Annotated in this window: 12 protein-coding genes and 1 pseudogene; 8 read left to right on the forward strand and 5 right to left on the reverse strand. The window is 59.1% G+C overall.

The features are described 5' to 3' along the window. Positions 1 to 452 precede the first annotated feature (452 nt). Both rnk and ACVJ5M_RS47325 read right to left on the reverse strand, forming a co-directional pair. Positions 453 to 866 carry a nucleoside diphosphate kinase regulator gene (gene rnk, locus ACVJ5M_RS47320; RefSeq protein WP_354099094.1) on the reverse strand — a complete coding sequence of 138 codons (414 nt, stop codon included), beginning with the start codon at positions 864 to 866 and terminating at the stop codon, positions 453 to 455. A 9-nt stretch (positions 867 to 875) separates the two neighbouring features. Beyond that, complete coding sequence (locus ACVJ5M_RS47325) at positions 876 to 1367, reverse strand: GreA/GreB family elongation factor (protein ID WP_063986618.1); 492 nt, start codon at positions 1365 to 1367, stop codon at positions 876 to 878. 477 nt (positions 1368 to 1844) lie between these two features. Between ACVJ5M_RS47325 and ACVJ5M_RS47330 the strand changes: the two genes are divergently transcribed. The 8 genes from ACVJ5M_RS47330 (at position 1845) to ACVJ5M_RS47365 (ending at position 9861) form a co-directional block, all read left to right on the forward strand. Beyond that, the gene (locus tag ACVJ5M_RS47330; protein ID WP_456679797.1) at positions 1845 to 2000 is read left to right on the forward strand and encodes a hypothetical protein; all 156 of its coding nucleotides are present in this window, start codon (positions 1845 to 1847) and stop codon (positions 1998 to 2000) included. Positions 2001 to 2163: 163 nt separating this feature from the next. Next, the gene (locus ACVJ5M_RS47335) at positions 2164 to 5085 is read left to right on the forward strand and encodes a monovalent cation/H+ antiporter subunit A (protein WP_354100583.1); all 2922 of its coding nucleotides are present in this window, start codon (positions 2164 to 2166) and stop codon (positions 5083 to 5085) included. Then, a complete protein-coding gene (locus tag ACVJ5M_RS47340; RefSeq protein WP_063985058.1) occupies positions 5085 to 5426 on the forward strand; it encodes a Na+/H+ antiporter subunit C in 342 nt (113 codons plus the stop codon). Before ACVJ5M_RS47335 ends, ACVJ5M_RS47340 begins: the two co-directional genes overlap by 1 nt. After that, positions 5423 to 7054 (forward strand): monovalent cation/H+ antiporter subunit D, encoded by a 1632-nt coding sequence (locus ACVJ5M_RS47345; RefSeq protein ID WP_201266105.1) that lies wholly within the window; start codon positions 5423 to 5425, stop codon positions 7052 to 7054. Before ACVJ5M_RS47340 ends, ACVJ5M_RS47345 begins: the two co-directional genes overlap by 4 nt. After that, entirely contained in the window at positions 7051 to 7539 is a 489-nt protein-coding gene (locus ACVJ5M_RS47350) for a Na+/H+ antiporter subunit E (protein ID WP_063985059.1), read from the forward strand. The genes ACVJ5M_RS47345 and ACVJ5M_RS47350 overlap by 4 nt, the downstream gene beginning before the upstream one ends. Further along, a complete protein-coding gene (locus ACVJ5M_RS47355) occupies positions 7536 to 7817 on the forward strand; it encodes a K+/H+ antiporter subunit F (protein ID WP_085398625.1) in 282 nt (93 codons plus the stop codon). The genes ACVJ5M_RS47350 and ACVJ5M_RS47355 overlap by 4 nt, the downstream gene beginning before the upstream one ends. After that, positions 7814 to 8164: a monovalent cation/H(+) antiporter subunit G gene (mnhG, locus tag ACVJ5M_RS47360; protein ID WP_063985061.1), complete on the forward strand. Its 351-nt coding sequence runs from the start codon at positions 7814 to 7816 to the stop codon at positions 8162 to 8164. The genes ACVJ5M_RS47355 and mnhG overlap by 4 nt, the downstream gene beginning before the upstream one ends. Before the next feature lie 800 nt (positions 8165 to 8964). Further along, positions 8965 to 9861, forward strand: coding sequence for a universal stress protein (locus tag ACVJ5M_RS47365; RefSeq protein WP_354100582.1), 897 nt, complete (start codon positions 8965 to 8967; stop codon positions 9859 to 9861). Positions 9862 to 10062: 201 nt separating this feature from the next. Here the strand turns inward: ACVJ5M_RS47365 and ACVJ5M_RS47370 are convergent, their stop codons facing one another. The 3 genes and pseudogenes from ACVJ5M_RS47370 to ACVJ5M_RS47380 form a co-directional block, all read right to left on the reverse strand. Next, positions 10063 to 10239: a hypothetical protein gene (locus tag ACVJ5M_RS47370; protein ID WP_161495740.1), complete on the reverse strand. Its 177-nt coding sequence runs from the start codon at positions 10237 to 10239 to the stop codon at positions 10063 to 10065. 526 nt (positions 10240 to 10765) lie between these two features. Further along, positions 10766 to 11647 (reverse strand): annotated as a pseudogene (locus ACVJ5M_RS47375) (class II fructose-bisphosphate aldolase). A gap of 319 nt (positions 11648 to 11966) precedes the next feature. Continuing rightward, a complete protein-coding gene (locus ACVJ5M_RS47380; protein WP_085398630.1) occupies positions 11967 to 12605 on the reverse strand; it encodes an HD domain-containing protein in 639 nt (212 codons plus the stop codon). Between the last annotated feature and the right edge of the window lie 239 nt (positions 12606 to 12844).

The raw sequence follows: 12844 nt of genomic DNA on the forward strand, positions 1-12844 counted from the left end.
AACAAAAATACGGACTTAACCTTCCATTCGCCGTTGGATTGGTGCTCATAAAGCTGAACGGTACCGCCGGACAGCATGGTCGTTTCCTCGCCCTTTACCAAATGAAGCTTTGAATAGCGAGGTAAGCGTAGTCTCCCATCTGCAAAGTCTCTACAAGCTCAAGCTTGTGATTTCTGACGCTCGTGCCTCTTTTGGCAAAGAAGTCGCGTATCGCCGTAGGTCCAGAGGCGCTGCGCCGGGTGGCATTAGACTGGCGTCGGCGGCATACATTGGCAGCAAGGCGTCGAAATTCGGATCGTTGATCGCAGCATCCCATTGCGCATCGAGTTTCGTCATGTCTTCAGGGAGCGGGTCCGCCCGAGAGAGGGCCCGCGATCCAGGCGCGACGCCCTCCTAGACGGCGCGCCCACATCGCAAGACGGCGAGGCTCGATCTGACTTAACGTACAGCCCTTATTCGGAAACAGCGAGAACGGTCAGGCCCCTGGTGCGCTTGTGGGGTGTCTCGAATTCGATCCGCTGCCCCGGCGATAGGCCGATCAAGGCCGCTCCAACAGGCGTCAGGACCGAGATCCGATTGAGTTCGATGTTTGCCTCATGCGGATAGACCAGCACGATCTCTCGGCTCGCACCCGTTTCGTCATCGCGATAGGTTACTTTCGACCCCATCCTGATCACACCTCGCAAGTTGTTCTCGTCCGTCACCGTGGCACGTTCCATTTCTCGAGCCAGAAAATGGGCGACTCGCGGAAACAGATCCATGCTCGAATTGGCCAAAGAACTGAGACGCCGCGATTCGTCCTCAGTGATCTTGATCGGCGGCAACACCGGCTGTTCTCGCAGGCTCTCAGCGTCGAAATTGCGCATTGATCGCTCCTATGCTGCAGTTGGTCCGGGGTCGTCATCGAACTGGTTGCCTGACCGCCTCGTCCCTCTCCGGAAGAGTGGGACGACCTTTGAATCCGATGGGGTCAGGCTTTGGACCCTGACGACATTCAGACATCCGGCGACAAAGTACGGCATCTGATCGCCGACCTGCAGTCCGATCAAAGCCGCACCCAGCGGGGTCAACACCGAAATGGAGGCGGGATCCGACCAGCACTCCTCGGGCCAGACCAATTGCACGGTGCGACGCGGAACGCCCCAATTCGTGCAATGAGTGACCCATGATCCGATCGTCACGAACGGACGGACGTTGTCCGCTTCGTCCGGGACGATATCGGCGCGGTTGATTTCGCCCATGAGGAATATCCCGTCCAAATCTCCTTTTTGGACGGCGAGGCGGGCGAGCTGTTCGAGCCGCGGATAGTCTGATGCGGTCAGCGCGATTTTTGGAAGAGGCAGCACGGCACACTCCTTCTGCTTCAAGACGACCTCTCGAGTGGAGGTCACGAAAGCTGGAAAAGAGCCCGGACGGCGCGAACACCGTCCGGCTAACCGCCTGCTTGGAGGCGGCCGGCGTGAAGAGCAAAACGCGCGGTGCGCGCATCAATGTCGATGACATAAGCCATGATGCTCTGACTATAGTAGTTCATTTCCCTGGAAACATTGCGACGAAACCGCACAGCACCTGTGCACGCGAAGTATCGAGAGGGGACAAAGGGACGTCGTTGGAGTGAGAGGGGCGGACAATCACGCGGGACTGCCTGGCTGCGTAAGAACATGCGTCGAAAGATTACATCGCGTGGGATGGCCAGGCTGGCGTTGCTGCAGGCGATCACTTTTTGCTTCACCGGTAGACCTGGGCGGTTTGACGTGAATGTGAGCCGTAGTTCTACAGAGCCATTGTTATAGTCGGCGTCGATCGCTTGCACCTGCGATGGAACACTGAACGGGCGCCATGACATGCGATACCGCTCCGAGGTCAGCCCAGCTGAGGACACCGAGCCGGTCGAGATGAGTGGCTGGCGGGTGATCGCGCTCTGCGGATTCTACGCGTTGCTCGGCGCTCTCGCGGCCGTCGTCGCCGCTGCGACTGGCACGCTTCCACACTGGCTCTGAACCGCTCGATTGCGGAGCCAGTGTCCGCCAGAATGGCGGTTTCCGGGTCAAACCAATCACAATGGCGCTAAATCTAGCAGTGGAGATATCGATCCGCCTCGGCTAAGCAATTGAGGATCAGCGAAGCATCTCTCCACCTCGCAGCCTGGGGCAATGAACGCAAATGTTCCTGCTTGCCGTTCTCGTCCTTCCTTTCGCAGGAAGCTTTATTGCGGCACTCTTGCGGGTCAATGCACGCAACGCTGAAGCATGGCTCGCTGGATCGATCGCACTTATAGCTTTTTGCCTCATCGGCGCGGCTTATCCGAACGTGACGAATGGCCGCGTTGTCGGGTGGCGAACGGACTGGGTCGCTGAACTTGGACTCGCATTTGTGCTGAGGCTTGACGGGTTCGCATGGGCCTTCGCCATGCTGATCACCGGCATCGGCTTTCTGGTGGTGCTGTATGCCCGCTACTACATGTCACCCAGTGATCCCGTTCCGCGGTTCTTCTCCCTCCTGCTCGCCTTCATGGGGGCAATGCTTGGATTCGTGCTCTCCGGCAACCTGCTGCAACTTGTGTTTTTCTGGGAGCTGACCAGTCTCTTTTCATTCCTGCTGATCAGTTACTGGCACCACAACGCGGCTGCGAGAGACGGCGCGCGCATGGCGCTGGTGATCACGTCGACGGGCGGGCTTTGCCTCTTCGCTGGCGTGCTGCTGATCGGGCACATCGTCGGCAGCTATGACCTGGAGCAGGTGCTGGCTTCCGGAAACGTGATCCGTTCGCACGCGCTTTATGTCCCCGCACTCGTTCTGATCCTTCTCGGCGCTCTGACCAAAAGCGCGCAATTCCCGTTTCATTTCTGGCTGCCGCACGCGATGGCCGCTCCAACTCCCGTTTCCGCTTATCTCCATTCGGCAACAATGGTGAAAGCCGGAGTGTTCCTTCTGGTGCGGCTCTGGCCGGCAATGGGTGGAACGAATGAATGGCTGTGGCTGGTGGGCTCGATCGGCCTGATCACGTTTTTTCTGGGCGCGTTTCTCGCCGTGTTTCAGCAGGATCTGAAGGGGCTACTGGCCTACTCGACGATCAGCCATCTCGGACTGATCACGCTTTTGACCGGACTCGATACCCCATTCGGGCAGATCGCGGCGATTTTCCATATCATGAACCACGCGACCTTTAAGGCATCGCTGTTCATGGCGGCCGGCATCATCGATCACGAAACCGGCACGCGCGACATCCGCCGCCTTAGCGGGCTATGGGCCTTCATGCCGATTACGGCGACGCTGGCCATGGTGGCTGCCGCGGCAATGGCGGGAGTGCCGTTGCTGAACGGTTTTCTGTCGAAGGAGATGTTTTTTGCCGAGACGATCGAGGTCCATGACAATTCCCTCGTCGATCAGGCGCTGCCGTACATCGTCACTCTCGCCAGCACGTTCACGGTTGCCTATTCACTGCGCTTTATTCGCGACGTGTTCTTCGGCCCGGCTCCAACCGGCTTGCCACGCGTTCCACATGAGCCGCCCCTGTTGATGCGACTTCCGGCCGAACTGCTCGTGCTGGCATGCCTCGTCGTCGGCGTCGCGCCGGCTCTCACCGTAGCGCCGATCCTCGATACGGCTGCTCGGGCGGTTCTCGGCTCCGCGATGCCGGAGTACAGCCTTCGTCTCTGGCACGGAATTACGCCCGAACTTCTGATGAGCATAGTAGCGATGGTCGGGGGGTTGGGCGTCTACGTCATGCTGCGCTCCTACCTGCTCGTGCACGAGGGACCGCCGTTGCTCGGTCGCATCAACGGTAAGCGGATCTTTGACTGGGTGTTGGTGACGTTGTCCTGGCGCCTTGCGCGATGGCTCGCCACCAATCTCGGGACGAGACACCTCCAACCACAATTGCGAATCTTGGCTGGCGTGGCGTTCGTCGCTGCCCTGCTACCCCTGTACGCCCGCGGCCTCTCGCTGACGGGACCATCAGGACGTGAATTCGACCTCGTCTTCGGATTACTCTGGGTGGTGGGCGTCGGTTGCGCGGTAGGAGCCGCGGTCCAGGCCAAATTTCATCGGGTGGTCGCGCTGATACTGCTCGGGACCGCGGGCCTCGTCACCTGCGTCAGCTTCGTCTGGCTGTCCGCTCCCGATGTCGCGCTGACGCAGATCGTCGTTGAGACGGTTACGACGGTTCTCCTATTGCTCGGCTTGCGGTGGCTGCCAAAACGCATTGCTCAATCAAGCCCGGACGAGGCACGCGGCAGCATTCGGTGGCACCGCGCTCGCGACTTCTCCATCGCGCTCCTCGCCGGACTCGGTTTGGCCACCCTCGCTCTGGCAGCTATGCAGCTCCCGGATAATCACAGCATTTCACGATACTTCGTGGAAAACGCATACACGAAGGGTGGCGGAACCAATGTGGTGAACGTCATCCTGGTTGATTTCCGCGGGTTCGATACGCTCGGCGAGATCACGGTGCTTGCGGTCGTCGCACTGACCGTCTTCGCGCTTTTGCGCCGTTTCCGTCCGGCCCCCGAAAGCATTCCCGTTCCCGAACAGCAGCATGCCCAGGATGCCCACGACGAGGCTCATCCCGATCGACAGAAGGGCGACACTGCCAAGGACACGCTTGCTACCGCGGCATTGATGATGGGGCTGCTGTTTCCCGTGATCGGCGTCGTGGCCATTTTCCTTCTATTGCGCGGGCACGACCTTCCGGGCGGCGGCTTCGTCGCCGGCATCGCAATGGCGACAGCGTTCATCCTGCAATATATGGCTCGCGGCACGGTTTGGGTGGAAGCTCGTCTTCACGTCATGCCGGTGCGTTGGATGGGTTTCGGCCTCGTGCTGGCAGGGTGTGCGGGAGCTGCCGCCTGCGTTTTCGGACACCCCTTCCTGACCTCGTACTTTGCATATGCCGAATTGCCTCTGCTCGGTCGCGTCCCCACGGCCAGCGCTCTTCTCTTCGATATCGGTGTGTTCTCGCTCGTCGTCGGCGCCACGGTCTTGATGCTCATCGCAATCGCGCATCAATCGCTGCGTCGCTACGGCGTGCCGCTCCAGGCGGGGCAACGCGCGCCCGGTGAGCGACCGAAAGAGGGGTTGGTGTAATGGAGCTTAGCCTGGCCATCGGCATAGGTGCGCTTGCGGCGTCCGGCGTGTGGCTGGTCCTCAGGCCGCGCACGTTTCAAGTCATCATCGGGCTTTCGTTGCTCTCTTACGCCGTCAACCTCTTCATCGTGGCCATGGGGCGGGCGCGGACGGGAGCGCCGGTGCTGATCGCAAAGGAGATCGGGGATGCAATGAAACATGCTGACCCGCTACCACAGGCGCTCGTATTGACTGCAATCGTCATCAGTTTTGCGACGACGGCGCTGTTCCTTGTCGTTCTCCTCGCGTCGCGCGGCCTGGCTCGCACCGATCACGTCGACGGTCAGGAGCCCGAGGCGTGAGCGGAATCGCAAATCTGGTCGTTGCGCCCATCGTCCTGCCCCTGCTTGCCGGTGCAGGCATGCTGCTCTTGAATGGAGAGCGGCACCGCAACATAGTGGCATCCGTCAATGTCGCCGCAACGGTTGCACTCGTTTGCGTCGCGATGATCTTGCTCGGAATGTCTGATTCGGGTCACCCCGGAATCAGGGAAGTCTATCGCCTGGGCGATTGGCCCGCTCCTTTCGGAATTGTCCTCGTTCTCGATCGGCTCTCCGCGCTCATGCTGCTCCTGACCAGCATCCTGGCGTTGGCGTCGGTTGTGTTCTCTCTTGCCCGTTGGCACCGGACAGGCGCGCATTTCCATCCGCTCTTTCAGTTTCTGTTGATGGGCCTCAATGGTGCCTTCCTGACCGGCGATCTCTTCAACCTGTTTGTCTTCTTCGAGTTATTGCTGGCCGCTTCGTACGGCCTTCTGCTGCATGGTTCCGGTCTCGCACGGGTGAAAGCTGGGTTGCACTACATCGTCGTCAATCTGGTCGCGTCGCTGTTGTTCCTGATCGGGGTCAGCCTGATCTATGGCGTCACCGGGACGCTCAATATGGCGGACCTCGCGGCGCGGATACCTGCAATCGCTGCGGAGAGCCGCGGTTTGCTCGAAGCAGGCGCCGGCATGCTGGCGGTGGCCTTCCTGCTCAAGGCCGGCATGTGGCCCCTGTGTTTCTGGCTGCCGACGGCCTACGCAGCCGCGAGTCCACCGGTGGCGTCGATCTTTGCGCTCATGACCAAGGTCGGCGCGTATATCATCCTGCGTCTATCGCTGTTGCTTTTTGGTGAGGGCAGCGGCGCGTCAGCGGGCTTCGGTAGTGACTGGCTGTTGTGGGGCGGGTTGGCGACGATCGCATTCGGAGCAATCGGCACATTGGCATCCCAGGACACCGCCCGTCTCGGCGGCTTTTCGGTGCTGGTATCCTCCGGAACCGTACTGGCAGCCACAGGGACCGGACAAGTCAGTGTCACCGGTGGAGCACTGTTTTACCTGGTCAGCTCGACTCTCGGCATCAGCGCGTTCTTCCTTCTGGCCGAACTCATCGAGCGCGGCCGCGAACCCGGAGCTGATGTGATCGCCGTCACCCGGGAAGCTTATGGAGAGGATGACGACGCGGACGATACGGAAGAGGAGGTCGGCATGGCCATTGTGGCCACGATGGGGTTGCTCGGCGTCGCCTTTATGGGGTGCGCGCTAGTCATCGCCGGGCTCCCGCCGCTGTCGGGGTTCATAGCCAAATTCGCGCTGCTGACGGCGGCGCTTCGTCCTGCAGACATGCATCCGGGCGGTGCCGTTCCTGGCAGTGGATGGGCGCTCCTGTTGGCGCTCCTCGTATCCAGTTTCGCGGCGTTGGTCGCGCTGACCCGAGCAGGTATACGCTCCTTCTGGGCCTCGCCAGATCGCGCCGTGCCGCGTGTGCGCTTGATCGAGATGGCGCCCATCATGTTCCTGTTGATCATTTGCGCGGCCCAGACAGTGCTCGCCGGTCCGGTGATGCGTTTCATGCAGGCAACGGCGCAATCGCTGCACGCGCCGGCGGGCTACGTCAGCGACGTCCTGGAGATAAGCGCCCAAGGCAGTCGAAAGGCGGGCGGCAAATGACGCGATTCCTGCCCTTTCCGCGGATGAGCTTCTGTCTGCTCGCATTGTGGCTACTGCTCAATCAGGCAGTCACGATCGGACATGTCCTCCTCGGTTGTGTGATTGCGCTCGTCGGCGGGCGGTTTCTCACCGTACTGGAGTTACCAAGCACGCGCGTCAGGCGACCCGGCGTCCTTCTACGCCTGCTGGGATTGGTGGCGATTGATATCATCCGCTCCAACTTGGCGGTTGGCCGGATCATTCTCGGTTTTGGGCGCCGACAGCGAAAATCCGGATTCGTGAACGTTCCGCTCGATATGCGCAATCCCTACGGACTGGCGTTGCTGGCCTGCATCATTACCTCGAGCCCCGGAACGCTGTGGGTGAACTTCGATGCACAGAAGGGTTTGTTGATGATCCATGTTCTGGACCTGGTCGATGAAGCCGAGTGGATCCGCACGATCAAGCAGCGCTACGAACGCCATCTGCTGGAGATATTCGAATGAGCCAGCTCTTGCTGATCTACGCGCTTTCCGCCGCGCAGGTACTTCTGGTGTTGGCTATCGGCTGTGGCGTGGTCCGCATCTTTCGCGGGCCGCGGGCACAGGATCGCGTTTTGGGCTTCGACACGTTGTCCGTGAACGCGATGTTGTTGCTTCTGACGTTCGGGATTCGATCCGGCGAAACGCTCTATTTCGAAGCGGCCCTGGCCATGGCCCTCTTCGGTTTTGTTGGTACGATTGCGCTGGCGAAGTTTCTGCTGCGCGGCGAGGTGATGGAATGAACGGCATCGAACACCTGCCGCCCTGGGCTGCGGCTCTCACGGCATTTCTCCTGCTTGTTGGCGCCGCCGTCACACTGGTCGGTTCGCTGGGCCTTTTGCGGCTCGGCACATTCTACGAGCGGGTCCACGCGCCGACGCTCGGGACAACGCTGGGCACCGTATTCATTGCAGCTGCTTCAATCGTTTGCTTTTCGGTACTTCAGAGCAGGCCAGTGCTGCACGAAATCCTAATCATCGGGCTTGGCGTGGTAACCACGCCTATTGCCTTGACCGTATTGGTGGGCGCAGCGCGATTTCGCGATACTGCCGAAAAGAGTGCGCAGGTTCGCGGACCAGAGGGCAATTAGCGCGAGACGCGCGATTTCTTGCAGCAGGTTCCTTGACCGGCGAGTCGGCCAATCCAGGCTAAATGTCGCATTTGATTTCCTGCATCGCATGCCCACCTCTAAGTGCATGATGTATGATGCTGAGTAGTAAACGAGTTCGCCGAAGTCTTTGCAGATTGGCCGCCTGATCGGAGGCAATCAGCCCCGAACTCAGTGCACGTCGCGGCCGCGAGGGCTCTAGCTCGCTGCCCCGCAGGGCGATGCACATGCCGCTGGCAAACAAGCCGTACGGCACACAGAGGCAGTGATGACTACAACGCTACGACGCCGGATTTATAGGACCCAGCTGCAGATCCGCCGGTAACCCGGACGATGCCACATCGTCCGGGACGGCACCTCAATAGTTCTGCAACCAAAGCCGGGAGTTTCTCATGTCAGTGTTTTTCGCGCTGCTCGTCCTGACCTCATGGGTCATGTTCATCTGGATTTCAGATCCCGATGGTTTCCGCGAGGCATTCGCTCGCCGCCAACCGCCAATTCCTCACGACCCTAAAAGGTGACGTTGAGAGGTTCACCTCCGTCACCGCGTACAACAGTTGCTTATGAGCGAGAAAGATATCGTGCTCCGGATGTTCGCGGGGCGCGATGCTTGGTTGCTTCTCGGCTACAGATCGTCGGTCCAAGCCAATCTGGTGGATTAGACGAACGAAGCCGGCACGCGACAGCGTCATAGGCCCTCCGCAAGGCAACCGAATTGCCGCGCTGGTCGAACTTGGCAAGCCATCGTTCTTGCTGCCGTTCGCAATTACAAGGATTATGACATGAACATCGTAGCTGCGACAGATTTCTCGACGCGCTCCAACCGCGCTCTGCGGAAGGCCGGCCTCTCAGCGCGCTCCCTTGATGCAAAGCTGCACCTTGTTCATGTCGTCGACGATGATCAGCCAAAAGAGCTGGTCCACATCGAAGAGCGTGAGGCACAACGGGTGCTGGTTGAGCAGATCGTATCCATGCCGGAGCTGCAAAACGTTCAGTGCTATCCGACTGTGGTCAAGGGCCATCCTTTTGACGGGATACTGCGAGCGGCTGCAGCAGCCGACGCGGATCTCGTTGTAATGGGAGCCCATCGCAAGCAGTTTCTGCGCGATATCTTCACGGGCACCACAATCGAGCGTGTTATTCGCGGAGGAAGGTATCCGGTTCTGATGGTGAACAACGAGGCGCAGCGGCGCTATGAACGCGCTCTAGTGCCAGTTGATATGTCGGATACATCGGCCGATGCAATTCGCGTGGGCCTGTCCACCGGACTCTTGGCGGAGGGCACGATTCTTCACGCCTTCTCGCCGATGGCGAAAACGCGATTGCTCAGCTCTGGTGCGAGCGGGGCTGTAATCAGCGGATATGTCGATAGCGAGCGTCAAAAGGCAATGGAGGAGCTGACGAAGTTTCTGGTGACGAACAAGCTCGGCACGCAACGATGGTTTCTCCAGGTCGCCGAGGGCGGGCCTATGCAGGTCATCACCCGTGCTGTTTCGGAGAGGCGGCCTGACATGCTGGTGATGGGCACGCACGGCCGATCTGGCATGCTTCGGGCGTTGATCGGGAGCGTAACGGAAGAAGTCCTGCGTTCGTTGAACGTGGACGTTCTCGTTGTTCCTCCCGGCGCCTCTGAACGCACAATAGCAAATCCACCGATCGCCCCTGCCCCAAAGGCGTGACGCGTGCCGCGGCTCATCGCTCGCGAGCGAGTCATGCGCGCTCCGCCTGCAAACCGGCGGCGATCTGGCAAGAGACCCCCAGGAAATCGACGCCGTCTCTTGGTCTCCGCCCGCGCTAGGCGTCGGCAGCCGTGTTCGCAGGGCCGGCGACCCCTCCTTTCAGCGAACAACGGCTCCCACTCGGCCGGGTTGGTCGATAGACTAGCGGCGCCTTCGTTCAGCGTCGCGCGCAGCCGGCTTTGCTGCGTGTGGTTTAGTCGAGCCCCGCGTGATTTTCAACGGATCGCTGGCCGGAAAGGTTTGCTGCAATTGCCGGTCCAGCTCCTCGTCGAGTTCTCGCTTCTCCCGCTGCTCCGATGTTTCGTAGTGCTTTGGCATTGCTCAATCTCCGCGTTTAGCACTTGGTGACCGGCCGTCTGCCACCAAAGAATTGTGGCGCCAAATACGCACAGTTGACGGTAAAGCGAGCGGAATTGAGGATTTAGAATCAACAAAGATCTTGAGGCAACAGCGCAGTGCTCGGGGCACCAATGCGGAGTTCGTGGTGCCGAGGCGCTCTACAGGTTGCAGTCTGGTGATGCACTGCGCAAGCGCATGCAACGCTTCGAGTACCTGGCCCTGCGCTGTTGCGCCTAAGATCGGGCATTCCTGTCGGGGTGACGTAGATCCGGCGGATCAATTGTCCGGTCCGGGTCAATCGCTGCACGGGCGAGCCAGCGGTAAGTCCGGCTAATGTCGGCCATCCCGCCGAAAGCGGAAGTAACTTCAGAACATTTGCAATAGGCCGGTGCGGGTCGAATGCCTTGACATGTTGAAGCTCTGAAATCGGAACCTCGAATCATGCGCTAGGAACTCAGCGACTGTGAGTGGCCGCCATTCCACCGACAAGAGCGAGAGCACTCCTCTAAAGATCGAGTCTCAGAGCTTGTTGAACAATTTCAATCGAGAGGTTCACCAGTCGACGTGTCGCTTCCACGACTGCGGGCAGGATCTTGTACGGAACCACTTCGTGCGGCATAGCTGCGAGCGCTTCATCCAGGCTACGACGCCAAGCCACCCTGAGCTCAGTGTTCACATGAATAATGTTTATGCCGGCATCTATGGCACTGACGAAATCGACATCCTCCGTTCCCGACCCGCCATGAAGCGTAAGCAACGTCCCAGTGGCTCGCTTGATGGCCGCAATCCTTTCAATGTCCAGGTGCTTTCTAGTCTTTCCCTCAACCATGCTCCGCAGCATGCCGTGCATGTTGCCGACCGCAGGGGCCAAGATGTGTATACCGGTCGCCTCGACAAAGGCCTTGGCCTGCTCCGGATCAGTTAACCCGCGGCCGAAATCAGGGGCAGCATCATGGATCCGCGAGCCCGTTCCGATGTCGCCGATTTCACCCTCTATCAGGATCGACGGATTGATGTCTTTGAGCATTTCAACCGCTGCTTTGGTTTTCCGGATATTTTCGTCGATCGGAAGAGCTTAGAGATCGAACACTATGGAATTGAAGCCAACGTTTGCGGCGGCCATCGCCGATTCCAACGAGTGGGTGTGATCAGCGTAAAGATAGACTGGGAGTCCTTCGCCATCGCGGAAGCTTGCGACCAGAGCCGATATTTGCCTATCACCGAGAAGCTCGCGTTCGCCCTCTGAAACCCCGACGACGACAGGAACCTGCAGGTCCTTGGCCGCCGCCACGATGCCTTCAGTGTCCATAGATCCGATACATTGAAGTGGACCGACCGCGTTCTTCTTCTTTTGGGCGTCCTGATAGGTTGTAAGCAGATTTTTCACTATTTCCTCCCAATACGAGCGGACGATTGCCGACTGAATAATTTTGTCGATGTTCGAGCCATCGAGACATTTGTGGCCTAGCCTGCGCAGATCGATACCGAAATCCGCTGCAGTAAGAGACGGCGCGCCCTGGAGCGGGAGTGCCAGCGCAACACCGATCAGCTGGAGCGCCAGCCATCGTCAAGCCGATTACTGTGAACTACAGTGCGACTGTCGAGGAAGCTCGCACGGATAATTCACGTGCTGTTGTGTTTCCCGAGTGCTGCAACAGCGTAGCGATCGCTCCCGACCACCTCCAGATGGCCGGCGGCTGGCAGGGTCAGCTATGCCACGGGTTGTTGTGGATCCAAGTGCACGCGTTTGGCTTGCGAAATGTGGGATCGCGATATTCGATGTAGTCGAAGTTCACCGTCCCGAACGTTGTCTGAGGCTTCTTTAAAGCCGAGCAAGTCTGAACCTCGATAAATTCGCTCTTGAAATTACCGCGGGGAAAAGCCGCGATGACTTGGTCGCGTTGCTCTGGCGTGTACTCATCATATCCAATCCCGACGACGTCCACCAAAACACCCGCGTTTGTGAGAGCGATCTCGGGCCGCATATACTGGGGGATACCAGGCGTGGTGTGTAGGGCGATGGCTTCCCACACCAGATCCGCCTTCGATTCGGAAATGCCATGGCTCTTGAGAAATTCGCGCGCTGCATCTGCGCCGTCGACTTCAAAACGTTTTGTCTCGGTATGATAAGTGTCGATAAGGCCTAAGTCATGAAACAGCGCAGCGACATAGAGCAGTTCAGAGTCGAATTTCAGGTTCTGGCGGACACCCTTCATTGCACCAAACACGAAGACTCGAACCGAGTGGTTAAACAACATCTCGGTTTCGTGGTGCCGCACCAGTTCGGCGGCTTCGCGCGCGATCTTGCTATCCGGGATCTTAATGCCGAAACTTACGTCGTTCATTGTTAAACTCCTGTCTTGTGCGCGCTGAACTGCCGACAGCACCGCAATTCATGCCCGCCGACGCTTTAGATCGATACCCACAAGGTAACCCGCGAATGTTGGACCGGAAGTACCCTTCTGTATGACGATACTGCAGTGCGATTGAGGCTGAAAGCAGGGTCTCGCTCGGGCAGTGTGGCTGTCGTTTTCTGATCAGCGGTCCCTGTTCTCGTGGTGCACTCCATGGATTAGGGGCGGCT

It is taken from the genome of Bradyrhizobium sp. S3.7.6 (genome assembly GCF_054061875.1).